The sequence below is a fragment of the Chromobacterium sp. CCUG 76385 genome, assembly GCF_059916625.1.
In genome coordinates, this window is record NZ_JAUCGU010000011.1 from 85,030 (window position 1) to 108,963 (window position 23,934).

22 protein-coding genes are annotated in these 23,934 nt (G+C 63.4%); 12 read left to right on the top strand and 10 right to left on the bottom strand.

Annotation, left to right across the window (positions count from 1 at the left end):
* Positions 1-198: 198 nt before the first annotated feature.
* The 3 genes from phoU to corA all read left to right on the top strand — a co-directional run bounded on the left by phoU (position 199) and on the right by corA (position 3,708).
* Positions 199-903, top strand: coding sequence for a phosphate signaling complex protein PhoU (phoU, locus tag QUG01_RS09810; protein ID WP_500829967.1), 705 nt, complete (start codon positions 199-201; stop codon positions 901-903).
* Positions 904-1,046: 143 nt separating this feature from the next.
* Positions 1,047-2,540, top strand: a complete 1,494-nt coding sequence (gene ppx, locus QUG01_RS09815; protein ID WP_500829990.1) for an exopolyphosphatase — start codon at positions 1,047-1,049, stop codon at positions 2,538-2,540.
* Between the two features lie 100 nt (positions 2,541-2,640).
* The gene (gene corA, locus QUG01_RS09820; protein ID WP_500829968.1) at positions 2,641-3,708 is read left to right on the top strand and encodes a magnesium/cobalt transporter CorA; all 1,068 of its coding nucleotides are present in this window, start codon (positions 2,641-2,643) and stop codon (positions 3,706-3,708) included.
* Between the two features lie 54 nt (positions 3,709-3,762).
* Here the strand turns inward: corA and pncA are convergent, their stop codons facing one another.
* Positions 3,763-4,395 (bottom strand): bifunctional nicotinamidase/pyrazinamidase, encoded by a 633-nt coding sequence (gene pncA, locus QUG01_RS09825; protein ID WP_500829969.1) that lies wholly within the window; start codon positions 4,393-4,395, stop codon positions 3,763-3,765.
* Positions 4,396-4,525: 130 nt separating this feature from the next.
* Here pncA and QUG01_RS09830 point away from each other — a divergent pair, with 130 nt between their 5' ends.
* From QUG01_RS09830 to QUG01_RS09840, 3 genes are all read left to right on the top strand, one after another.
* The gene (locus QUG01_RS09830; protein WP_500829970.1) at positions 4,526-6,871 is read left to right on the top strand and encodes a heavy metal translocating P-type ATPase; all 2,346 of its coding nucleotides are present in this window, start codon (positions 4,526-4,528) and stop codon (positions 6,869-6,871) included.
* Positions 6,872-6,920: 49 nt separating this feature from the next.
* Complete coding sequence (locus QUG01_RS09835) at positions 6,921-7,130, top strand: heavy-metal-associated domain-containing protein (protein WP_500829971.1); 210 nt, start codon at positions 6,921-6,923, stop codon at positions 7,128-7,130.
* Positions 7,131-7,258: 128 nt separating this feature from the next.
* Complete coding sequence (locus QUG01_RS09840; protein ID WP_500829972.1) at positions 7,259-8,287, top strand: linear amide C-N hydrolase; 1,029 nt, start codon at positions 7,259-7,261, stop codon at positions 8,285-8,287.
* A gap of 38 nt (positions 8,288-8,325) precedes the next feature.
* Here QUG01_RS09840 and QUG01_RS09845 read toward each other — a convergent pair whose 3' ends face one another.
* Together QUG01_RS09845 and QUG01_RS09850 are read right to left on the bottom strand one after the other, a co-directional pair.
* Entirely contained in the window at positions 8,326-8,643 is a 318-nt protein-coding gene (locus QUG01_RS09845) for a DUF190 domain-containing protein (RefSeq protein ID WP_500829973.1), read from the bottom strand.
* A 22-nt stretch (positions 8,644-8,665) separates the two neighbouring features.
* Positions 8,666-9,433 (bottom strand): 3',5'-cyclic-nucleotide phosphodiesterase, encoded by a 768-nt coding sequence (locus QUG01_RS09850; protein ID WP_500829974.1) that lies wholly within the window; start codon positions 9,431-9,433, stop codon positions 8,666-8,668.
* A gap of 195 nt (positions 9,434-9,628) precedes the next feature.
* Here QUG01_RS09850 and QUG01_RS09855 point away from each other — a divergent pair, with 195 nt between their 5' ends.
* Both QUG01_RS09855 and QUG01_RS09860 read left to right on the top strand, forming a co-directional pair.
* Positions 9,629-11,500 carry a S9 family peptidase gene (locus QUG01_RS09855; protein WP_500829975.1) on the top strand — a complete coding sequence of 624 codons (1,872 nt, stop codon included), beginning with the start codon at positions 9,629-9,631 and terminating at the stop codon, positions 11,498-11,500.
* A 135-nt stretch (positions 11,501-11,635) separates the two neighbouring features.
* A complete protein-coding gene (locus QUG01_RS09860; RefSeq protein WP_500829976.1) occupies positions 11,636-13,072 on the top strand; it encodes a glycoside hydrolase family 1 protein in 1,437 nt (478 codons plus the stop codon).
* On the opposite strand, the gene QUG01_RS09865 is transcribed toward QUG01_RS09860, so the two are convergent.
* The 4 genes from QUG01_RS09865 to lgt form a co-directional block, all read right to left on the bottom strand.
* Positions 13,073-13,771 (bottom strand): amino acid ABC transporter permease, encoded by a 699-nt coding sequence (locus tag QUG01_RS09865; RefSeq protein WP_500829977.1) that lies wholly within the window; start codon positions 13,769-13,771, stop codon positions 13,073-13,075.
* Positions 13,753-14,493 carry an amino acid ABC transporter permease gene (locus QUG01_RS09870; protein WP_500829978.1) on the bottom strand — a complete coding sequence of 247 codons (741 nt, stop codon included), beginning with the start codon at positions 14,491-14,493 and terminating at the stop codon, positions 13,753-13,755. Before QUG01_RS09870 ends, QUG01_RS09865 begins: the two co-directional genes overlap by 19 nt.
* Positions 14,494-14,567: 74 nt before the next feature.
* Entirely contained in the window at positions 14,568-15,371 is an 804-nt protein-coding gene (locus QUG01_RS09875; protein ID WP_500829979.1) for an ABC transporter substrate-binding protein, read from the bottom strand.
* Positions 15,372-15,543: 172 nt separating this feature from the next.
* Entirely contained in the window at positions 15,544-16,395 is an 852-nt protein-coding gene (gene lgt, locus QUG01_RS09880) for a prolipoprotein diacylglyceryl transferase (RefSeq protein WP_500829980.1), read from the bottom strand.
* 197 nt (positions 16,396-16,592) lie between these two features.
* Between lgt and ilvD the strand changes: the two genes are divergently transcribed.
* Positions 16,593-18,449, top strand: a complete 1,857-nt coding sequence (gene ilvD, locus QUG01_RS09885; RefSeq protein ID WP_500829981.1) for a dihydroxy-acid dehydratase — start codon at positions 16,593-16,595, stop codon at positions 18,447-18,449.
* Positions 18,450-18,605: 156 nt separating this feature from the next.
* Here ilvD and QUG01_RS09890 read toward each other — a convergent pair whose 3' ends face one another.
* From QUG01_RS09890 to QUG01_RS09900, 3 genes are all read right to left on the bottom strand, one after another.
* Positions 18,606-18,926, bottom strand: coding sequence for an SMR family transporter (locus tag QUG01_RS09890; RefSeq protein WP_500829982.1), 321 nt, complete (start codon positions 18,924-18,926; stop codon positions 18,606-18,608).
* Positions 18,923-19,291, bottom strand: coding sequence for an SMR family transporter (locus tag QUG01_RS09895; RefSeq protein ID WP_500829983.1), 369 nt, complete (start codon positions 19,289-19,291; stop codon positions 18,923-18,925). The genes QUG01_RS09890 and QUG01_RS09895 overlap by 4 nt, the downstream gene beginning before the upstream one ends.
* A gap of 160 nt (positions 19,292-19,451) precedes the next feature.
* Complete coding sequence (locus QUG01_RS09900) at positions 19,452-20,549, bottom strand: AAA family ATPase (RefSeq protein WP_500829984.1); 1,098 nt, start codon at positions 20,547-20,549, stop codon at positions 19,452-19,454.
* Between the two features lie 607 nt (positions 20,550-21,156).
* On the opposite strand from QUG01_RS09900, the gene QUG01_RS09905 reads away from it, so the two are divergent.
* The 3 genes from QUG01_RS09905 to glyA all read left to right on the top strand — a co-directional run bounded on the left by QUG01_RS09905 (position 21,157) and on the right by glyA (position 23,815).
* A complete protein-coding gene (locus tag QUG01_RS09905) occupies positions 21,157-21,396 on the top strand; it encodes a hypothetical protein (RefSeq protein WP_500829985.1) in 240 nt (79 codons plus the stop codon).
* Positions 21,336-22,415, top strand: coding sequence for a hypothetical protein (locus QUG01_RS09910; RefSeq protein WP_500829986.1), 1,080 nt, complete (start codon positions 21,336-21,338; stop codon positions 22,413-22,415). Before QUG01_RS09905 ends, QUG01_RS09910 begins: the two co-directional genes overlap by 61 nt.
* Before the next feature lie 152 nt (positions 22,416-22,567).
* Positions 22,568-23,815, top strand: coding sequence for a serine hydroxymethyltransferase (gene glyA / locus QUG01_RS09915; RefSeq protein WP_500829987.1), 1,248 nt, complete (start codon positions 22,568-22,570; stop codon positions 23,813-23,815).
* Positions 23,816-23,934 lie beyond the last annotated feature (119 nt).

Genomic DNA, 23,934 nt, shown 5'->3' on the forward strand with positions numbered 1-23,934 from the left:
CCAAGCCGATGCCGGACGCCTGCCTGGCCGATCTTTTGTGTCGATTGGGCGGCGCGTCTTGCCTCGGCGTCTGGCCGCGCTAAGCTGATTTAATTGGTAAGGGCATCGCCTTGCCGACGCGTAGAGAAGACATGTCACGGCACTGTCATCTTGCCGCCTTACCATTTTCTTTTTACTTGCAAGATCCTTGAGGCAGACATGGCAGAGCATATTTCCAAGCAGTTCGATCTGGAACTGGAAACCATCCGTACCCGCGTGCTGCAAATGGGCGGCCTGGTGGAGCAACAGATCCTGTCCGCTGTCGATGCCTTGATGTCCGGCGATATCGCCCGTCTGGACAAGGTGGCGGCCGAGGACGCCCTGGTCAATGCGATGGAAGTCGGCATCGACGATGACTGTCTGCACATCATCGCCCGCCGCCAGCCGGCGGCCAGCGATCTGCGCATCGTGTTCACCGTGATCAAGATCATCACCGATCTGGAGCGCATCGGCGACGAAGCGGCCAAGATCGCGCGCATGGGCAAGACCATCCATCAGTCCGAGCGCTACCAGATGCCGCGCTTCCGCGAGATCGAAAAGATGGCCGAGGTGGCGCTGGCCATGCTGCGCCGCGCGCTGGACGCCTTTGCCCGGCTGGATCCGTCCGCCGCCTTGGAGCTAGCGGAGGAAGACATGCGGCTGGACGAGAACTTCGCCTCCGAGCTGCGCCAGCTGATCACCTTCATGATGGAAGATCCGCGCACCATCAGCATGTCCATCGACACGTTGTTCATGTCCAAGGCCATCGAGCGCATCGGCGACCACGCCAAGAACATCTCCGAGTACGTGGTCTATCTGGTGAAGGGCAAGGACATCCGCCACACCACGCTGGAAGCCATCAAGCGCGAGACGCTCGGCCGCTGAGGCGGGCGCTTGCCTGACATGACGCGGGAGGCAAAATGGCGGTAACATTTCACGGTTACCGCCATTTTGTTGCCAAGGCGAGGCACCGGGTTTTTGCGCCGCGCGCGCCGGGCAGAAACCATCGAACAAGAAAAGGGGTGTCTTTGACACACACCACGCCCCCCCACACCGTATTGGCCACCGTAGACCTGGGGTCCAACAGCTTCCGCCTGCAGGTTTCCCGCGTAGTGGACGACCAGCTGTACGCGCTGGACGTGATGAAAGAAACCGTTCGTCTGGGCGCCGGCCTGACTGCCGAAAAAAATCTGGATGAAGACACTCAGCAGCGCGCGCTGGCTTGCCTGGCCCGTTTCGGCGAGCGCTTGCGCGGTTTCGTGTCGGGCCAGGTGCGCATCGTCGGCACCAATACGCTGCGCGTCGCCAAGAATGCGGCGGCCTTCATTGAAGAGGCCGAACAGAAGCTGGGTTTCCCCATCGAGGTGATCGCCGGCCGCGAAGAGGCGCGGCTGATTTACCTGGGCGCGGCCCACTCGCTGCCGGACACCAAGGAGCGACGCATGGTGGTGGATATCGGCGGCGGTTCCACCGAATTCATCATCGGCAGCCACTACAAGGCCCTGGTGACCGAAAGCCTGCCGCTGGGCTGCGTCAGCTACACGCTGCGCTTCTTCCCCGGCGGCAAGCTCACGCGCAGCAATTTCCGCGACGCGACCCTCGCCGCGCGCAACGAGATCCAACGCATCCGCCATGAGTACCGGCCCAGCGAATGGCAGCTCGCCGTCGGCACCTCCGGCACCGCGCGCTCCTTGCGCGACGTGCTGGAGATCAACGACTGGAGCCGCTCCGACATCACGCTGGACGGCATGGAGCAATTGCGCGAGCTGCTGATCAAGCAGGGCAGCATAGACGCCATCAAGATCAACGGCCTGAAGGCCGACCGCGCGCCGGTGCTGGCCGGCGGGCTGGCCATCATGATCGCGGTGTTCGAGGAGCTGCAGGTCGAGAAGATGATCGTCACCGAAGGCGCGCTGCGCGACGGCGTGTTGTACGACCTCTTGGGCCGCCAGCGCGAGAAGGACATGCGCGACAGCACGGTGGGGCTGTTCAAGCGGCGTTATCACGTGGACGCGCAGCAGGCCGAGCGGGTCAATCAGCTGGCCGAGCGGCTGTACCGCATGCTGGCCGGCGAGGACGTGGACCAGGACATGCTGAAGCTGCTGTCCTGGGCGGCCAAGCTGCACGAAATCGGCCTGACCATCGCCCACACCGCCTATCACAAGCATTCCACCTATATCCTGCAGAACGCCGACATGCCGGGCTTCTCCAAGCGCGAACAAGCGGCGCTGGCCACGATCGTGCTGGGCCACCGCGGCGACATGGGCAAGATGGCGCAATACATCAGCCAGCCGGCGTTGTGGCAGGCCGTTGTCGCGCTGCGCATCGCCGTGCTGTTCCATCGCCGCCGCCAGCCGCTGGCGTTGCCGGAGGTGCTGGATCTGAAGCAGAACGCCAACGGTTTTGAGCTGAAAGTCAGCCAATCCTGGCTGCAGGACAATCCGCTGACCGCCAGTAGTTTCCGTCAGGAAGTGAACCAATGGAAGACTATCGGGTTCAAACTGGACATCGTCCAGGAATAAGCCGACGCTGATATAGCGGCGACGCGGCCCGGGCTGTCCCGGGCCTTTTCATTGCGCGCCGGCGCCTGGAACATCCTCTCCATCATGTCCAAGGAGCCGCATGCGCCATCCTGTCCTGAAACGCCAGATCCCGTCGCTGGGCGAAGCGCCTGGCGCGCTGATTCCCGTCGGCGAGCCCCAATCCGGTGAAGCCAGCCTGAGCTGGATCGAATACGACGCCGATGCCTTGCGTGAAACCGTTTGCCGCGATGTCGAGGCAGCGCTGGCCCATTCTCCGTCAGGCAAGGTGCGCTGGCTCAATGTGTACGGCCTGCGCGACCCCGAGGCGCTCAAGCGCCTGGGCAGCCATTTTGGGCTGCATCCGCTGGTGCTGGAGGATATCCTCAACGCCGGCCAGCGGCCCAAGGTGGAAGACTACGGCGATTATCTGTTCATCGTCAGCCGGGTGTTCGATTATCCGCTGGATGGCAGCCGGCTGGTGTCCGACCAGGTTTACATGGTGTTGGGCGAGGGGTTTGTGCTGACTTTCCAGGCGCGCCCCATCGGCGTGTTCGATGCGGTGCGCGACCGGCTGCGCCGCCAGCGCGGCCAGGTCCGCCGCAAAGGCGCCGACTATCTGGCTTATTCTTTGCTGGATGCGGTGATAGACGATTACCTGGCGGTGCATACCCGGTTCAATGAGCGCATGGAGCAGGTCGATGGCCGCCTGTTGTCCGGCAACGATCATGGCCTGCTGCGCCAGGTGCAGCGCCTGAAGCGCGACTGCCTCAAGCTGCGCCGCGCCCTGTTGCCGCTGCGCGAAGTGCTGTTGACGCTGAATCGCGGCGAAGATGGCTTGTTCGCGCCGGAAACCCAGCTGTATCTGCGCGACGCTTATGACCATACCATCCAGTTGCTGGAGTCGCTGGAAATGAGCCGGGAGATGGTCAGCGACATGCTGGACCTATACCTGTCCACCCAGTCCAACCGGCTCAATCTGCAGATGCGCAAGTTGACCGTGCTGACCATGATCTTCATGCCGCTGACGCTGATCGCCGGCATCTACGGCATGAACTTCGAGCACATGCCGGAGCTGAAGTGGCGCTATGGCTATCATGCGGTGTTGGGCGCGATGTCGGTGCTCACCAGCGGCCTGGCGTGGGCGTTCTGGAAGCGGAAGTGGATTTGAGCTTAACGGTTTCAGATACGCCGATCAGCTCGTATTGTTTGGGCTGATCGTTTTTTACACCTCATCCGATCTCACCCGCTTCACACCCGCCTGCCGCATTGTCATCCAGGCATCGGCCAGCGAACCGTCGATGTCTATCGCGCGGCAGGCGTCCTCCACCACGAAGGTTTCAAAACCGGCGGCGCGGGCGTCGATGGCGCTCCAGGCCACGCAGAAGTCGGTGGCCAAACCAGCCAGCCACACTTTCTTGACCCCCAGCGTATTCAGATAGCCGACCAGGCCGGTCGGCGTGGTCCGGTCCGCCTCGACGAAAGCGGAATAGCTGTCCACCGCGGCATGGATGCCCTTGCGCACGATGAGCCGGGCGTGTTCGGTTTCCAGCTCGGCATGGAAGGCCGCGCCGTGGCTGCCGGCCACGCAATGGTCCGGCCACAGCGTCTGCGCGCCGTAGGGCAGGTCTATGTTCTGAAAGGGCTGCTTGCCGGGATGGCTGCTGGCGAAGGAGATGTGGCCGCGCGGATGCCAGTCCTGGGTCAGCACCACGTTTTCGAACAGCAGCGACAGGTGGTTGATCAGCGGCACCACTTCGTCGCCGCCGGGCACGGCCAGCTCGCCGCCGGGACAGAAGCTGTTCTGCACGTCCACTACCAGCAATGCGCAGTCGGCGCCATAACGTTTCAGGGGCATGGGCAACACCTTATTGTTGTGTTCAGGTGTATTTGTTAACACGCTGGCGGCCATGGGTAAAGTCCATGCACGCTTTCTCGCTTGTCTTTAATACCCTTGGGGGGTATATAATGGGCGGAAGGAGGTCGTCATGACGCAATCGCTTACCCTGCCGGTTTCCGGCATGAGCTGCGCGGCCTGCGCCGCCCGCATCGAAAAGCAGTTGAACCGCTTGCCCGGCGTCGACGCCGCGGTCAGCTTCGCCAGCGAGAGCGCGCAGCTGCGTTACGACCCGGCGCAGGCCAATCCGCAGCAACTGGTGGCAGCCATAGAGCGCTGCGGCTTCGCCGTGCCGCGGCAGTCGATGCGCCTCGGCATCGCCGGCATGAGCTGCGCCGCTTGCGCCACCCGCTTGGAAAAAGTCTTGGGCAAGCTGCCTGGCGTCAGCGCCAGCGTCAGCTTCGCCGGGGAGTCGGCGCAGCTGGCATGGCTGCCTGGCCTGACGGATCAGGAAGCCGTGCTGGCGGCGGTGCGCCGCGCCGGCTTCGAACCCTTGCTGCCTGAGACCGAGGACAAAGCCGCAGACGCCTCCGCCGCCCGCTATCGACGCGAATTGGCCTGGTTCGCCGCGTCGGCCGCGCTGACCCTGCCTTTCCTGGTCGAGATGATCGCCATGTTCGCCGGCAGCCATCATGGCTGGCTGCCGCGGCTGTGGCAGCTGGCGCTGGCCACTCCCGTGCAGTTCGTCATCGGCTGGCGTTTCTACCGCGGCGCCTGGCAGGCCTTGCGCGGCGGCGTCGCCAATATGGACGTGCTGGTGGCGCTGGGCACCAGCATGGCCTGGCTGCTGTCCGCCGCGGTTACGCTGCTCAATCTGCCGGAGCAACATGTGTATTTCGAAGCCAGCGCGATGGTGATCACGCTGGTGTTATTGGGCAAGCTGCTGGAGGCGCGCGCCAAGGGCAAGGCCTCGGCGGCCATCGCCGCCTTGATGAAGCTGGCGCCCAAGACGGCGCGGGTGGAGCAGGGAGGGGAATTGATCGATGTGCCGGTGGATAGACTCAAGCATGGCGATATCGTGGTGGTGCGCCATGGAGACAGCCTGCCGGTGGATGGCGAGGTGGTGTCGGGCGAGGCCTGGCTGGACGAGAGCATGCTGACCGGAGAAAGCCGGCCAGTGGCCAAACGCGCCGGGGACAAGGTCTACGCCGCCACGCGCAATCAGGACGGCATGCTGAAGGTGCGGGCGCAAAGTGTGGGCAGCGAAACGCAACTGGCGGAGATTGTGCGCATGGTGGCTGCTGCCCAGGGCAGCAAGGCGCCGATCCAGCGGCTGGCCGATCATCTCTCCGCCGTGTTCGTGCCGGCAGTCAGCGCCGTCGCGCTGCTGACGTTTCTATTGACGGGCTGGCTGCTGGGCAGCTGGAGCGCGGCCTTGATCCACGCGGTGGCGGTGCTGGTGATCGCCTGCCCCTGCGCGCTCGGCCTGGCGACGCCGACCGCCATCATGGTGGGCGTGGGCAATGGCGCGCGGCGCGGCATCTTGTTCCGCAATGCCGAGGCGCTGGAGCGCGCCGGCAAGGTGGATGTGCTGCTGGTGGACAAGACCGGCACGTTGACCGAGGGGCGGCCGGTATTGCGCCACGCGCTGGCGCTGAGCGGCGATGAGGATGCGCTGATCCAGCTGGCCGCCAGCGCGGAGGCCGGTTCCGAGCATCCCTTGGCGCGCGCCTTGCTGCAAAAAGCGCAGGAGCGGGGACTGCCGCTGCTGACTTGCGCCGATTTCCGAGCGGAGGTGGGGCGCGGCATCGCGGCGCAGGTGGCAGGGCGCGGCCTGGCGCGGGTCGGCACGCCGGCTTGGTTGGACATGGCCATGCCCGACGAGGTGCGCGCTTGGCAGGACGCAGGCGCCACCGTGGTGGCGGTCAGTCTGGATAAGCAGGCGCTGGGCTGGCTGGCACTGGCCGATCCTCTGCGCGCCAGCTCGGCCGAGGCGCTGCGCCAAGCGCGCAGCCTGGGCGTGCGGGTGATGATGCTGACCGGCGACGACGCGGCCACCGCGCGCAGCATCGCCGCCGAGGCCGGCGTCGAGGAATGGCGCGCCGGCATGCGGCCGCAGGACAAAGCCGCCGCGGTGCGCGAGCTGCAGGCTGCCGGCCGCAAGGTGGCGATGCTGGGCGATGGCGTCAACGACGCGCCGGCCTTGGCGGCGGCCGATGTCAGCTTGGCCATGGGGTCTGGTTCCGACGTGGCGATTTCCGCCGCCGACATCACCCTGATGCGCGGGGACTTGCGCCACGCAGTGGACGCCATCCGGCTGTCGCGCCGCACGCTGGTCAAGATTCGGCAGAACCTGGCGTTTGCTTTCGTGTATAACGTGCTGGGCATCCCGCTGGCGGCGCTGGGGCTGCTCAGTCCGGTGATTGCCGGCGCGGCGATGGCCGCCAGCTCGGTATCGGTGGTATCCAATTCTTTATTGTTGCGCCGCTGGCGCTGATATTTTCTGAGTCGCCCTCACTTTATAAATTCAAGCAATGGAGACAAACATGGCAGAACTGATCCTCAACATCGACGGCATGACTTGCGGCGGCTGCGTCAACAGCGTGCAGGGCGTGCTGAATACCATGGCCGGCGTCAGCGACGCGGCGGTCAGCCTGCAGGCCAAGCAGGCCCAGATCAATTACGATCCGGCCATCGTATCGCCGGAAGAGTTGGCTGCCGCGGTGGCCGATGCGGGCTTCGAGGTAAGCTTCTGACGCGTCCTGAGCGAAAGATCAGTTTCGCCTGAACTGAAGGCGAGGTCTCCTATGGCCTACCCCATGTCGCCGCCTTGTCGGCGGCACCGTCCGGCGGTTGGGCATGGGACGAACGTAGGAGACCTGGCATGTGCACGCATTTTCAATTGCAGGCGAAGGACAGGAATCATGTGGTGGGCCGCTCTATGGAGTTCGCCCGTTCGCTTGATCCGGCGTTCTATATCCAGCGGCGCGGCGAGTCCTTCCAGCAGCCGGTTTGGGCCGGCGCGGATTTCCAGAAAATGGCCAATGCGCCGACGTGGTCGGTTCGCTATGGCTATGTCGGCATCAGCTCCACCAATCTGCCCTTGCCTGGAATCACCCAGCGCATCGTCTCCGACGGCTTGAACGAGGCCGGCCTCAGCGTCAGCCTGTTGTGGCTGCCGGGCACCCGGTATCAGGATTTTGCCCGCGTCGAGACTACGGTGCTGGCGCCGCTATTCGCCGACTGGGTGCTGGCGCATTGCGGCAGCGTGTCGGATGTGCGCGAGCTCCTGCCGACGCGCCAATTCTGGCTGCCGGACTGGCTGGCCAAACAGCTGCCGTTGCATGCCGCCATTGTCGACAAGGACGGCCGTTCGCTGGTGGTGGAATTCCAGGATGGCCAGCAAAAGATCTACCATAACCCGGTAGGCGTCTGTACCAACGCGCCGTGGTTCCCCTGGCATCTGGACAATCTGGGCAATTACTTGAATCTGACGCCAGAGGATCCGCAGCTGCGAGAGATCGGCACCTTGCCGGTCACCCCGCCAGGGCATGGCGGCGGCATGGCCGGCTTGCCCGGCAACGCCACGCCGCCGGCGCGCTTCGTCCGCACCGTTTATATGAAACAGTTCGCCAATCCGCCCGATGATTTGCGTCAGGCCTATGCGCTGGCTACCCATCTGCTCAATGCGGTCGATATTCCGCGCGGCACGGTGCGCGACGGCCAGGACCAGGATTACACGCAATGGGCGGTGGTGAAAGGGCTGAACAGCGGCGAGATTGCCCTGCGCACCTATGACTGCATGCAGTATTGCGGACTGCGGCTAAACGATATCGATTTCGCCAGCGTGGCCAGCCAGGTGATTCCGCTACCCAAGCTCGACGATATCACTTTCATCCGGCCTGCCGGCTAACCTCGGGCCCGTTTCCGCGCCGGCGTGCCGGCGCGGCTTCAGTCCTCTCCCAGCATGCCGTATTCGACGGGCATTTTGACGTAGAACACCTTGACGCCTTCCTCGCGCAGCCGGTCCAGCAACAAGTCGGCTTCCGCCGCGTTCAGCGCCATCGTCACCTCTTCCGGTTGGTCGGACAGCTCGAAGAAGCGCGCGGCATGGATGCGGCGGCCAGCGCCGAATCCTTCGCTGGCCGCGAACAGCGTGGCGCCGCTGATGCCCAGGCGGCGCGCTTCCTGCAGAATCCACTCTGCCAGCGGCACGCCATGATGGCGATGCCCTTGCTGGGTGAAGAACGACAGCTGGTAGCCTTGCATCGCATCCTTCCTCCATCGCGGCTCAAAGTTCGATCAGCGTACCCTCTTTCAGCAGGCAGATGTGCATGCCTGGCGGGCAGAGGTTCAGCATCTGCTGCATCACCGCCTCGCGGCAACTGGGGTCGATATGGGTCAGCCACAGATGGACGTTGGCGGGCAGCTGCGGCAGCAGGCTGCCCAACAGCGCCGGCGCCATGTGGCCTTGCTGTTGCGCGTCGTGTAGTCGCTCGTCGCTGTAGGTGACTTCGCAGATCACATCGGTCAACGCTGGCGTGCCGGCTAGGCGCTGCCAAAAAGCCGGGCAAGGGGCGGAGTCGCCGCTGAAGGCCAGGGCGCGCCACGGGCCTTCGATCAGCCAGCCCAGCGCCGGGATGCTGTGCTCGGCCGGCAAGGCGGTGGCCAAGCCATCTTCCAGCGTCACGGCGTCGCCGACATCTACCGGCTTCAGCCGCAGCCTGGGCGCGTCGGGCGCCGGCTGGCGGGTGTAATCCGGCCAGATGCAGCCATTGAATACGTGTTCGCGCAGCGCGTCCAGGGTGGCCTCATGCGCATAGACATCCAGGCCGGGGCCGTGCAGGCAGGCATGCACGTCGGCCAGCAGCGGCAGCAGGCCGCAGTGGTCGATGTGGCTATGGGTCAGCAGCACGCGGCGCAGACGCAGCATCTCTTCCGCCGCCAGGCTGCCGCAGCCGGTGCCGCAATCCAGCAGGGTGTCCTGGCCCAGCAGCAGACAAGTGGTCAACCCGGGCTGGCCGATGCAGGCCGCGGTGCCGAGGATGCGGATATCCATGGCTTTCTCCGATCTCCGCGGGAACGCTTTGCTTCGATTGTAGTCAGGCAGCAGGGTGTCGGCGCTTTTTCCTTGCGAAATGCTTTTGGCATGTTGTGGGTAAGGACGGCCGGGGCTATGATCTTTGGGCGTCTCTTCAAGCCAGACGATCCGCATTCGACGGAGCGCCGGCGAGGACGCTATGGAAATCAGAGGATGAAAATGAAACAAACCATCATGACCGCGCTGGCGGCTTCGCTGCTGTCCGGATCGGTATGGGCGGCGGATATCCCGCTGCGCGACTTTTTCCGCAACCCGGAACAAACCAATTTCACCGTCTCTCCCGATGGCAAGAGCGTGGCCTTCCTCTCGCCGTGGGAGTCGCGCCGCAATATCGTGGTGCGCCGTCCCGGTCAGCCGGACAAGCGCGTAACGGCAGTGAAGGACCGCGATCTGGCAGGGTATTTCTGGAAGGGCAGCGACCGACTGGTCTACGTCAAGGACAATGGCGGCGACGAAAACTTCCACCTGTTCAGCGTGGACCTGAAAACCGGCAAGACGCGCGACCTGACCCCGTTTCCCGGCGTGCGCGCGGAAATCGTGGATGGTTTGATCGACAAGGACGACCAGCTGCTGATCAGCCTGAACAAGCGCAATCGCGAAGTTTTCGACGTGTACCGGGTGGACTTGAAAACCGGAAAGCTGACGCTGGAAGCGGAAAATCCGGGCAAGGTGACCAGCTGGGGCACGGACCACAAGGGCAATATCCGCATCGCCATCGAGACCGACGGCGTCAACAATACCGTGCTGTACCGCGACGAGCCGGGCGGCAAGTTCCGCAAGCTGCTCTCCACCACCTTCCGCGAGAGCTTTGCGCCGCTGTTCTTCACCTTCGACAACCAGCGTTTCTACGCCGCCAGCAACCTGGGCCGCGACAAGACCGCCATCGTCGAGTACGACCCGAAGACCGGCAAGGAAGTGAAGGAAATCTATTCCCGCCAGGATGTCGATGTCAGCGATCTGGCCTACTCGCGCAAACGTAAAGTCATCACTTGCGCCAGCTTTGAGACCGACAAGCTGGACCGCGAGTGTTTCGATCCGCAGGCGCGCGAGCTTTACGCCAAGTTGCAGGCGCATTTTCCAGGCAACTTGGTTGAAATCCAATCTGCGGATCGCGCCGAAGACCGCTTCATCGTGGCGGCTTGGAACGACAAGACCCAGGGCAAGCGCTATCTGTACGACACGAAATCCGACAAGCTGACGCTGTTGGCCAATATCACCCCGTGGCTGCCCGAAGACAAGATGGCCTCCATCAAGCCCATTCAGTACCAGAGCCGCGACGGGCTGACCATTCACGGCTATCTGACGTTGCCCAAGGGCAAGGAAGACGCCAAGGGCCTGCCGGTGATCGTCAATCCGCATGGCGGGCCGTGGCATCGCGATAGCTGGGGCTTCAATCCGGAAGTGCAATTCTTCGCCAACCGCGGCTGGGCAGTGCTGCAGATGAACTTCCGCGGCTCCACCGGCTATGGCCGTCAGTTCTGGGAGGCTTCGTTCAAGGAGTGGGGCGGCAAGATGCAGGATGACGTCACCGACGGCGTCAACTGGCTGGTGCAGCAAGGCATCGCCGATCCGAAAAAAGTGTGCATTTACGGCGGCAGCTATGGCGGCTACGCCACGCTGGCCGGCATCACCAAGACGCCGGAGCTGTACCGCTGCGCCGTCGATTACGTCGGCGTGTCCAATCTGTTCACCTTCATGACCACCATTCCGCCGTACTGGAAGCCGTTCCTGGATTCGATGTACGAGATGGTGGGCCACCCGGAAAAGGACAAGGACCTGCTGCGCGAACGCTCGCCGGTATTCCATGTGGACCGCATCCAGACCCCGCTCCTGGTGCTGCAAGGCGCCAAGGACCCGCGCGTCAACATCAACGAATCGAACCAGATCGTCGATGCGCTGAAGAAGCGCGGCGTGGAAGTGGAATACATCGTCAAGGACAACGAGGGCCACGGCTTCCATAACGAGGAAAACCGTTTCGCCGCCTATGGCGCGATGGAAAAGTTCTTCAAGAAATATCTGGACTGATCGCGAAAGCCTTTGCCGAGAGCCCGCCGCCTGGCGGGCTTTTTCTTGTTCCTGGTCAAGCCGGCGGGTGAACTTGGCGGCGCCGGCGGGGACCAACAGCCCATCATCGATCATTCATCTAGACCGGAGCACGCCATGCATCATGCCCGCCTCAAGCCTTTCCCCGACGACTTCCTGTGGGGCGCCGCTTCCGCCGCCTACCAGGTGGAGGGCGCCTTCGATACCGACGGCAAGGGCTTGTCGGTATGGGATGTTTTCGTGCGCGAGCCGGGGCGGACTTTTGAGGGCAGCAATGGCGACGTGGCGGTGGACCACTACCACCGCATGGCGGAGGACGTGGCGCTGATGGCCGAGATGGGGCTGACCGCCTACCGTTTCTCCGTCAGTTGGCCGCGCGTGCTGCCGCAAGGCCGCGGCGCAGCCAACGAGGCTGGCCTGTCATTCTACGACCGCCTGATCGATGCCTTGCTGGCGCATGGCATCGAGCCGGTGCTGACGCTATACCACTGGGACATGCCGCAGGCGCTGCAGGATGAGTACGGCGGCTGGGAGGACCGGCGCGTCATCGACGACTTCGGCGACTACTGCGCCTTGCTGTTCCGCCGCTATGGCGACCGGGTCAAGACCTGGGTGTCGCTGAACGAGCAGAACTACAACCTCAGCAATGCCTACCTGCTGGCGACGCACCCGCCGGCGCTGGCCGACCGCAAGCGCTTCTACGCTGCCAACCACATCGCCTTTCTCGCCAACGCGCGCGCCATCCAGCTGTTCCGCCAACTGGTGCCGGATGGCCGCATCGGGCCCAGCTTCGCTTATTCTCCGGCCTATCCGGCGTCCTGCGCGCCGGCGGACCTGCTGGCTTTCGACAATGCCGAGGAACTCACCAACCACTGGTGGCTGGATACGTATTGCTACGGCCGCTATCCGCAAGTGGCGCTGGCCTGGCTGCGGGAGCAAGGCGAAGCGCCGGACATCCTGCCCGGCGACATGGCGGCGCTGGCGGCGGCCAAGCCGGATTTCATCGGCCTCAACTACTATTACACGCTGACCTATACCGACAACCCGCCGGACGGGGTTGGGCTGCAGCGCATCAACACCACTGGGCAGAAGGGCAGCACGCCGGCCAGCGGCGTGCCCGGCCTGTACCGCACCACGCCGAATCCGCAACTGGAGACGTCCAACTGGGACTGGGCGATAGACCCGACCGGCCTGCGCATCGCCTTGCGCCGCCTGACCAGCCGCTACGCGCTGCCGGTGCTGATCACGGAGAACGGCCTGGGCGAGTTCGACCGGCTGGAGGACGGCGACCAGGTCCATGACGCCTACCGCATCGATTACCTGCGCCGCCATCTAGCGGCCTGCCAGGAAGCGATCAGCGACGGCGTGGCGCTGCTGGGCTTCTGCGCCTGGTCGTTCACCGACATCCTCAGCTGGCTCAACGGCTACCAGAAGCGTTACGGCTTCGTCTACGTCAACCGCGACGAGACCGACGCCCGCGACCTGCGCCGCGTGCGCAAGGACAGCTTCTTCTGGTATCAGCGGGTGATCGCCAGCCGCGGGCGCGAGCTGTGATCATACGGCCCGGCGCCAGCGCCGCTGGGCCATATGCCCGCCCAGCTGCAGCAAGGCGCATAGCGTAAGGTAGCCGACGGCGATGGCGCTGAAGATCTCCAGCGGATACACCTGCTCGCGGTTATTGACCTGGGTGGCGACGAAGGTGAACTCAGCCACGCCGACGATATAGGCCAGCGAGCTGTCTTTCAGCAGCGACACCCACTGGTTGATGAAGGAAGGCAGCATGATGCGCAGCGCCTGCGGCAGGATCAGACAGCGCAGCGTTTGCCAGCGCGAAAAGCCCAACGCCAGGCCGGCCTGCCATTGGCCGCGGCCGACCGCATTGAGCCCGGCCTGCACGGCCTGGCCCAGATACGCCGCGTGGATCAGCGCCAGCGCCAGAATCACGGTGATGAGGCCCGGAATGTCGATGCCGAACAATAGCGGCAGCAGGAAGTAGCACCAGAAGATCAGCATCAGCACCGGGATGGCGCGCAGCACGGCGGTGACGGCCATCAGGGCGCGCCGCAGCGCAGCGCCGCCCATTAACTGGGCGATGCCCAGCGCCAAGCCCAGACCGCTGGCCAGCAAGGCGGCGGCCAGGCTCAGCAGCGCGGTCAGCAGCAGGCCGCCCGCTTCGCCATTAGCCAGATTGCCCCACAGCAGGTAGTCGAGATTGTCGTGAATCACGGCCGGGATCATCGCAGCGTCCTCCATGCCGGCTCCGGGCGCTGGGCCAGCAGCTGGGTGATCAGCACCAGGATCAGATACAGCGCGGTGGCGACAGCGAAAGCCTGGAAGGCCAGCAGCGTTTCGGTTTCCACCTGGCGCGAGGCGTAGGACAACTCTGCCAGGCCGATGGCCATGGTCAGCGAGGTGTTCTTGACGATGGCCGTGTATTGGCCCACCAGCGGCCGCTTCACCAGTTGCCAGGCCTGCGGCAGCACCACCAGGCTCAATACCTGCCAGCCGCTCATGCCCAACGCTCGCGCCGCCAGCCGCTGGCCTTTGGGCACGGCGTTGAGGCCGGACTGCAGCTCGCCGCTGATGAACGCCGCGCTGTACAGCGTCAATGCGGTGAAGGCGGCCAGGAATTCGAATGATGGCCAGGGCAAGGCCAGGTCAAAGGGCAGCGCCAAGGCGCGCGGCGTGTTCAGCCAGATTTTCGCCTCGTCCGGCAATAGGCCGGACACGCCAAAATACCACAGCAGCAGTTGCACCATCAGCGGCGTGTTGCGGTGCAGACTCAGCCAAAGTTGCGCGGCAAGCCGCAGCGGTTTCCATGGCTGGTCGAGCAGGGCGGTCAATGCGATGCCAAGGAGGCTGGCCGCCAGCATCACCAGCAGCGACAGCCCGCCGGTGAGCAGGGCGCCCTTGGCCAGCCAGGCCAGATAGTGGGGCTCCAGCCAGTTGTGGCCGAGCCAGGCGGGTGGGGTCATGCATACTCTTTCTACAGCGTGAAACGGCAAAACCGCCGGCGAGGCGGCGGTTGTGGACTGCGGAACCGTCAGGGTCAGGTCGCGTCGCCGATCTTGAAGTCGCGCGGCAGCGGGGCCTTGGTCTTGGGGCCGAACCAGTGGTCGTAGATCTTGGCCGCTTCGCCGCTCTTTTCCAGCTGCTGCAGCGTGTCGTTCACCACCTTGGCCAGGCGCGCTTCGCCCTTGGGAAGGCCGATGGCTTGGTATTCGCGGGTCAGCGTGAACGGCGCCAGCTCGTACTTGGCCTTGTCCGGCGCGTTGGCCAGCAGAGCGGCCAGCTTGGAGCCGTCCTGGGTGATGGCCTGGACGTTGCCGTTGCGCAGGGCGGTGAAGGCCAGCGGGGTGTCGTCATAGGCGACGACGGTGGTCTTCGGGTATTTGTCGCGCAGGTAGACTTCCTGCGTCGTGCCCTTGTCCACGCCCACGCGCAGGCCGGCCAGCTGTTCCGGCTTCTGCAGCGCGCCCTTGCGCGCGATGAACTGCTGGCCGGAGGCGAAATAGGGCAGGCTGAAGTCCACTTGCTTCTTGCGCTCGTCGGTCACGGTGAAGTTGGCGGCCACGATGTCGGCCTTGCCGGAAACCAACAGCGGCACGCGGTTGGCCGGATTGGTCGGCACCAGTTGCAGCTTCACGCCCAGTTGCTTGGCGATGTGCTGAGCCACATCGACATCGAGGCCGACGATCTGGCGGCTCTTGGCGTCGAGGAAGCCAAACGGCGGATTGCTGTCGAAAGCGGCGGCGCGCAGCACGCCGGCTTTCTTGATGTCGTCCAGGCGGTCGGCCAGGGCGGCGGTGGAGGTCAGGGCGACGGCGAGTGCGAGGGCAATGGTTTTTTTCATGGCGAGCCTTGTAAAGTGCTAATGATGCGGGATCGATTGGCGCCATCTTACCCTGCTTGATTAATTCCAATAAATTCTAAAAAATTAGTTGCATATTCCTATTCTTGTTTTTGGCGTGGCGAGCATGAAAAAGCCGGGCTATCCCGGCTTTTCTAATCGCGCGATGCGCGGCTCAGGCTGGTTTGCGTCTGCCGAAGAACACAAACAGCGCCACGCCGATGACGATCATCGGCAGGCTCAGCCACTGGCCCATGCTGATCACGTCGGACTTGCCGAAGATGCCGGCATCGGGATTGCGGAAGTATTCGCTGATGAAGCGGGCCAGGCCGTAGCCGATCAGGAATACCGCCGACACCTGGCCGCGCGCGCGCGGCTTGGCGCTGTACAGCCACAGCGCGCCGAACAGCACGATGCCTTCCAGCGCGAACTCATACAATTGCGACGGGTGGCGCGTGAGGCCGCCGTAATGCATCAGCATGTTCATCAGGTCCGACGACTGCTGCGCCTCGGCGATGTCGTCCATCCGGGCCTGCGGGAACAGCATGGCCCATGGGAGATCCGGGCTGGCCACGCGGCCCCACAACTCGCCGTTGATGAAGTTGCCGACGCGGCCGGCAGCCAGGCCCAGCGGCACCAGCGGGGCGATGAAGTCCGTCAGTTGCCAGAAGCCCCGGCCTATCTTGCGGCCGTACAGCGCCACGGCCACCAGCACGCCTATGAAGCCGCCATGGAAGGACATGCCGCCTTTCCATACCATGAAGATTTCCAGCGGATGGCTGAAATAGAAGCCGGGCTGGTAGAACAGCACTTCGCCGAGGCGGCCGCCGACCACCACGCCGACTGCGCCGTACATCAGCATGTCGTCCAGCTGCGGCACGGTCAGCACGTCGTTGCCCTTTTTCAGGCGGTATTTGCCCAGGGTGAGAAACAGGGCGAAGCCCAGCAGGTACATCAGGCCGTACCAGTGCACGGCGAGCGGGCCGAGATGAACGGCGACCGGGTCGAACTGAGGATGAATCAGCATTTGTCAGGGATGTGCGTTTGCGGTAAAAGAAATGGTTGACGAGATTATACGGAAAGCGTTCCCCGCCGTCGCGCCGCTCATCCGCGGCGCCTAGGCAAAAGGCTGGCCCACCCGGCACCCGCGGGCCTGTCGCCGCAAGCTTACCCTGCCTGCGTGACGGAATGACGACCGGCTTTGAACCTATTAAAGGAAGCATCATGCCCCAATACCGCTCCCGCACTTCCACCGCCGGCCGCAATATGGCGGGTGCCCGCGCGCTGTGGCGCGCCACCGGGATGACCGACGCCGACTTCGGCAAGCCCATCATCGCCATCGCCAACTCCTTCACCCAGTTCGTGCCCGGCCACGTCCATCTGCAGAATATGGGCCAGCTGGTGGCGCGCGAAATCGAGAAAGCCGGCGGCGTGGCCAAGGAATTCAACACCATCGCCATCGATGACGGCATCGCCATGGGCCACGGCGGCATGCTGTACAGCCTGCCTTCGCGCGACCTGATCGCCGACAGCGTCGAGTACATGGTCAACGCGCACTGCGCCGACGCGCTGGTGTGCATCTCCAATTGCGACAAGATCACCCCCGGCATGTTGATGGCGGCGATGCGGCTCAACATCCCGGTGGTGTTCGTCTCCGGCGGGCCGATGGAGGCCGGCAAGGTGCAGTGGGGCAATGAGGTGCGCAAGCTGGACCTGGTGGACGCCATGGTGGAGGCCGCCAACAGCGCGGTGTCGGATGAGGACGTCGACCGCGTCGAGCGTTCTGCCTGTCCGACCTGCGGTTCCTGCTCCGGCATGTTCACCGCCAACTCGATGAACTGTCTGACCGAGGCGCTGGGCCTCAGCTTGCCCGGCAACGGCAGCCTGGTGGCGACTCACGCCGACCGCAAGGAGTTGTTCCTGAAAGCCGGACGCCTGATCGTTGAGCTGGCCAAGCGCCATTACGAGGGCGAAGACTATTCCGTTTTGCCGCGCAGCATCGCCACCAAGCAGGCTTTCGAGAACGCGATGAGCCTGGATGTGGCGATGGGCGGCTCCACCAATACCGTGCTGCACCTGCTGGCCGCCGCCAGCGAGGCCGGGGTCGATTTCAAGATGGCCGACATCGACCGCATCAGCCGCGGCGTGCCGTGTCTGTCCAAGGTGGCGCCGGCCACGCAGAAGTACCATATGGAAGACGTGCATCGCGCCGGCGGCGTGATCGGCATCCTGGCCGAGCTGGACCGCGCCGGGCTGATCCGCCGCGATGTGCCCACCGTGCACAGTCCCACGCTGGGCGCAGCCATCGAGCAATGGGACGTGATGCGCCATGGCGAGGGCAGCGAGCCGCACCGCTTTTACCGCGCCGCGCCGGGCGGGGTGGCCACCACCATCGCCTTCTCGCAAAGCATGCGCTACCCGACGTTGGATAATGACCGCGCCGACGGCTGCATCCGCGACAAGGCGCACGCCTATTCGCAGGACGGCGGCCTGGCGGTGCTGTACGGCAATATCGCCGAGCGCGGCTGCATCGTGAAGACGGCGGGCGTCGACGAATCGATACTGAAATTCACCGGACGCGCGCGCATCTTTGAAAGCCAGGACGCGGCTGTGGAGGCCATTCTGGCCGACCGCATCGTTGCCGGCGATATCGTCATCATCCGCTACGAGGGTCCGAAAGGCGGGCCGGGCATGCAGGAGATGCTGTATCCCACCTCGTACCTGAAATCCAAGGGGCTGGGCAAAGCCTGCGCCTTGCTGACCGATGGCCGCTTCTCCGGCGGCACGTCCGGGCTCAGCATCGGCCATGTTTCCCCGGAAGCGGCCGAGGGCGGCGCGATTGGCTTGGCGGAAGAGGACGATACGGTGGAAATCGACATCCCCAACCGTCGAATCCATTTGGCCGTGTCGGCTGAGGAGCTGGCCAAGCGCCGCGCGGCGATGGAGGCGAAAGGCCGCGACGCCTGGAAACCGCTTGGCCGCGATCGAGTCGTCAGCCCGGCCCTGCGCGCTTACGCGGCGATGACCACCAGCGCGGACACCGGCGCCGTGCGCGACGTGTCGCAAGTGGAGCGTAAATAATCCGCGGTAGGGTGCCGTCATCCCGCAGGGGCGACGCACCGGACATGATCGGATAGAGAAAGGGGAGGCCAAGCGCCTCCCCTTTTTGTTCCAGGCGGGCCTGAAAATTTCGCCGCGGTCCCGCTCGGGACGGTGGAATTTTCGGGCCTGGCTGTTTTAGACGGTGGACAGCGTCACCACCGCTGCCGCGACGATGCCGATGCCGGCCCAGCCTATCGGCTTCAGTTTCTGTTTGTACAGCAGGCGGCCGCCGATGGCGGTGCCAAGAATCCCGATGGAACCCCACAAGGCGTAGGCGATGGCCAAGTCCATGCCTTTTACGGCCTGTCCCAGCAGCGCAAAGGCTATCCATACCAGCAGGATGGCGCCGATGCCCCATAGTTTGCGGCGGAAGCCGTCAGATTTTTCCAGCATCAGATTGGCGCCCACTTCTATCAGCGCCGAGGCCAGCACAAACAATAAATATAGGGTTTTCATGCTGCGGCCTCCTCGTCATGAGGTTCGCCCAGCGTCACGCAAGTCAGGCCCAGCAAGGCCAGCGCCAGTCCCATTAGTTCTTGCGGCACCAGCTTTTCGCCGAACAGCCAGACGCTGACGATGGTGAGTCCAATCAGACCCAGCCCTTCCCACACGGCGTAGGCCACGCCGACCGAGATGCCGCGCAGGGCCAGAGACAACAGGTAATAAGACAAGGCCAGCGCGCCCGCCATCCAGATATAACCCAGATAGCCGCCGTTGCGAGCCGCTAGGGCCATGAAGGAGGTGCCGATAATTTCACAGACAATGGCCGCGAGCAACAAGGCCCAGGCCAGTAATAATGGGGAGCATAATTTTCTATACATAGTGTTGAATAAAATAAACAAGACAGAGCTCAGACCCAAGCTGGCTTCGCAGAGTTCCCCGCAGCTTCGGACTATAAAATCGGCATATCGGCGAAAATAAAGAAAAATACGATCAAAAGACGTAAAAAAACCGCCTGGCGGCGGCTGGGGATAAATTGCTTCAGTGGTCGTCGTGCAGCAGGGTTTCGCCGTCCTGCAGGGCGAGCGGAAACAGCTTCAGCGGACGATGACGGCGGATCAGTTCGGCCAGATGCGGCGAGTGGCTGGTGACCCAGATCTGGCTGTAGCGGCTGGCTTCCGCTATCAACCTCGCCAGTGACGGCAGCAGCGCCGGATGCAGGCTGTTTTCCGGTTCGTTCAGCGCCATGAAGGCAGGCGGACGCGGGCTGAGCAGGGCGACTGTCAGGCACAGGAAGCGCAGCGTGCCATCGGACAGCTCGGCGGCCTCCAAGGGCCGCAGCAGGCCCTCGCGCTGCATCAGCATCTGGAAACGGCCCTGGGCGGCGTCCACCAGGAAGTGGCTGTCGGGAAAGGCCTCGGCCAATACGCTGCGCAGCAAGTCGCGGTCGCCTATCTCGACAATGGTCTGGTAAGCTGCGGCCAGGTTGGCGCCGTCGTGCGCCAGCACGGGCGAGCGTATGCCCACCTGCGGCGCGCGCAGCGGCGAACCGGGCCAGACGGCGAATTCATGATAGAAGCGCCAGCGACGCAAGGTTTCCCGCAGTTGCGACAGCTCCGGGTAGCGATGCGGTTCGGCCAGTTGGCCGAAGATGGACTCCTCCGCCCGCAGGCTGGCCGGATAGGTGTTGCGTTCACCATCCACGCCGCATAGGAAGGCCGCCTGATTGCGGCGCTCCAGCAGCAGCGTCGAAGGCCTGCGGCCATGGCTGGCCAGCCACAGGCTTTCCTCTTTCACCAGCGGGTCAAGAGAGAACAGGCTCATGCTGGGTTCGGGATAACCGAGTTGCAGCTCGTAGTCGTAGTCATCCAGTCTGGCCGACAGAATCATTCGCTTCGGCCCGCGGGCCTTGTCGCTCCGGCGCGGCCCGCCTGCCCACATCGCTTTCTGGATGCCGCCTTCCTCGGCCAGCGCTGCGGCCAGCCGGCCCTCGGCTGAGGCGTGCAATAGATGGATAGCCTTGTACAAATTGGATTTGCCGCAGCCGTTGGCGCCGGCGACGACGTTGAGGGCCTCCAGCTCCAGCGTCAGTTTGCGGATGGAGCGGAAGCCGGCCAGGCTGATGCTGTGGATGGGCATGGTGGATGTAGGGTGGCAGAAGGGATTGTGACCGGCGGCGGCGGGGCTGGTTCCGCTTTTGGCTATCTTGCTAGGTATTGATCATTGTCATAATTCTGGAAGGCAAAGGTGCTATTATGGCGCTGTCCTTGTAGGACAATTGGGAACTTGCAGCCTTGCCTGCAGTCCATCCAGACCCATTCCGCGCTGTTTCTTCGTGTTCAGTTATCGTCAAATCGAACAATTCTTCCTGCTACTTATTCGTTTTGTTTCGGAAATGAAATATTTCTTAAAGTACAATGGGATAATGTAAGGTATTTTTTTACATTTTCAGCATGGCTATTGTGGCTTTCCCGTATGACCGCATGATCGCCTATCTTGTTTTAGATAGTATTCGCTTGCTGTTTGGCGTTGGGTTGTGCCGGGTGCAATTATGAAGAAGCTGTGCGTATTGCAATGATTTTTAAGAGTTTTGCCAAGAGTTGGCGATAGGGCGGGCAAAAAAAATGCGCGGTGCCTTACGGCCCGCGCCAAGTCTACAAAGGAGAAATAGAGGAGAAACTATCAAGAAGCAATTGCTGCATCTCAACGAGAACGGATTATCCGGATAGCGCTACCAGGTGTCAACATGTGCGTTTCCGAAAATGTCGAGAAATATAACTTTTTGTCGCGCCTAAATACATTTATTGTTTGTGGGCGCAATTCTGACAAGGGTTTACGTTTTTGTCATGTTGCGATCGTGGCCGAGCAAGCGCGTGGCGGCTGTGCCACAATACGTTTTTTTCGACTGTTGCAGGATGCCCGCCCATGGACGCTGTCCGTCACCTTCTTCCCGATCCGCGTCAATATCACCCGCAAGTTTCCCTGACCAACCGACTGATCCATCATGCCCAGTCCGTGCTGGACGCGCCGGATGCCGGCGAGCGCGAGATGTGGCGCCAGGCCCTGGTGGGCGCGATCGACGAGATGTTGCAGCGTGGCGAGGTATTGTCGATCTCCGTGGCCTTGGCCATGGTGCCGACGCAGGCCTGCTATCAGATCGTCTGGGACGCTTTGCGCCAGGCTGTAGAAGAGACCGGCGGCGCTCGCGCGTTGGTGTTTGCCTTGCCGCTGGTGCTGGTGGCCGGCAGCCGCGAGCAGGCCGAGCTGCCCGGCGCGATCGCCGATGTCGAGGGCTTGAACGCGCTGCTGCGCCAGCATGGCGTGCTCGCCGCCGATGGCGACGCTGCCTTGTCCGGCGTCTTGCTGCATCCGGACAGCCTGGTGGGGCTGGATGCGCTGACCTTATATAGGATGGCCCGGCAAGGCGAGGCAGCCCGCGACGGCTTGCCGGCGCAGGCTGCGCCGGTCACCGTGAAGGAAGAGGGCGTATTCCTGCGCTACCTGATAGGCGTGGCCGTGCAGCGCGAAGGTGAGGCTGTCCCGGCCAAGCTCGGCGGTTCGGTCGGCGCCTGGGGCATGCCGCTGATGAAATTCCTGGGCGAGCAGCTGAGGACCGATGGCGTGACGCTGTTCCCGATTGCCCGGCCGCCGCTGCCGGCGATGCAGGCGCTGGTGGCCGGCAACCATGCCCGCTTCGAGGTGGCGCTGCAAGTGTTCGCCAGCAGCCAGATCCGCCGTCTGCGCGAACTGGACAAGGAGCCGGTGGCCATCGTTTCCGCGCATGAGAACGGCGAGCTGCACTTCACCGTTTCCGCCAAGGGAGACGAACGCAACTGGGAAGGCTTCGTCTGGCCGCTGGCTTCGCTGGACAACCTCAAGCTGATCGAAGAAAACTTCCGCGAATTGATGAGCGAGTGCCGCGTGCGCGAAGTGCATGTGCTGCCGGAGCTGCAGCCGGAAAGCCGCGACGGCGTGCCGCTGTTTTTCACGGCGGATGATTTGTAAGTTGCCTGGAGCAAGGGGCCCCGGCATCGCGCGGGGCCTTCTGCTTGGCGGCTCTTGCCGGGGCGCGGGCGCTTGCTTCACGTTAAGGTTTCAGTTTGGGCATTTCGTGTAGAATGGCCCGATCGTTAACCTATTGATGGAAGAGCCAGACGATGTTTGCTGCCGACCAGACGATTGCCAAATTCGACCCCGAACTCGCCGCCGCTATTGCCGCCGAGTGCCAGCGCCAGGAAGATCACATCGAGCTGATCGCCTCGGAGAACTACACCAGCCCGGCAGTGATGGAAGCCCAGGGCTCCCAACTGACCAACAAGTACGCCGAAGGCTACCCGGGCAAGCGCTTCTATGGCGGTTGCGAGCATGTGGACATCGTTGAGCAGCTGGCCATCGACCGCGTCAAGCAACTGTTCGGCGCCGAGTACGCCAACGTGCAGCCGCACTCCGGCTCGCAAGCCAACCAGGCGGTGTACTTCTCCATCCTGAAGCCGGGCGACACCGTGATGGGCATGAACCTGGGGCACGGCGGCCACCTGACCCACGGCTCTCCGGCCAACCTGTCCGGCAAGATGTTCAACATCGTCGCCTACGGGCTGAATGACAAGGAAGAAATCGACTACGACGACATGGAGCGCGTGGCGATGGAAACCAAGCCGAAGCTGATCATCGGCGGCGCGTCCGCTTATGCCTTGCGCTTCGACTTCGAGCGCATGGGCCAGATCGCCAAGAAAGTCGGCGCTTACTTCATGGTGGACATGGCGCACTACGCCGGCCTGATCGCCGCCGGCCTGTATCCGAACCCGGTGCCGCATGCCGATTTCGTCACCTCCACCACTCACAAGACCCTGCGCGGCCCGCGCGGCGGCATCATCTTGGCCCGCGCAGAATTCGAGAAGAGCATCAACAGCAATGTGTTCCCGACGCTGCAAGGCGGCCCGCTGGAGCATGTGATCGCCGCCAAGGCCGTGGCGTTCAAGGAAGCGCTGCAGCCCGAGTTCAAGATCTATCAGGAACAGGTGCTGAAGAACGCTTCCATCATGGCCAAGACCCTGGCCGAGCGCGGCGTGCGCATCGTGTCCGGCCGCACCGAGAGCCATGTGTTCCTGGTGGACCTGCGCGCCAAGGGCCTGACCGGCAAGGCGGCCGACGCGCTGCTGGGCCGCGCCCACATCACCGTCAACAAGAACGCCATTCCGAACGATCCGGAAACTCCGTTCGTGACGTCCGGCATCCGCATCGGCTCCCCGGCCATCACCACCCGCGGCTTCAAGGAAGCCGAGGCCATCCTGGTGGCGAATATGGTGGCTGACGTGCTGGACAATCCGAACGACGACGCGCTGATCGCCCGCGTGGCCGAACAAGCCACCGCGCTGTGCCATCGCTTCCCGGTTTACGCCAAGTAAATCGGTTTCGCGCTGTGAAGAAGCCGCCCCTAGCCGGGCGGTTTTTTTATGGCTATGTCCCAATTGTAAGTTGGTAGCCTCGCCCCACCGCTTCCTGCAAACAATGCACAGGTTGTATC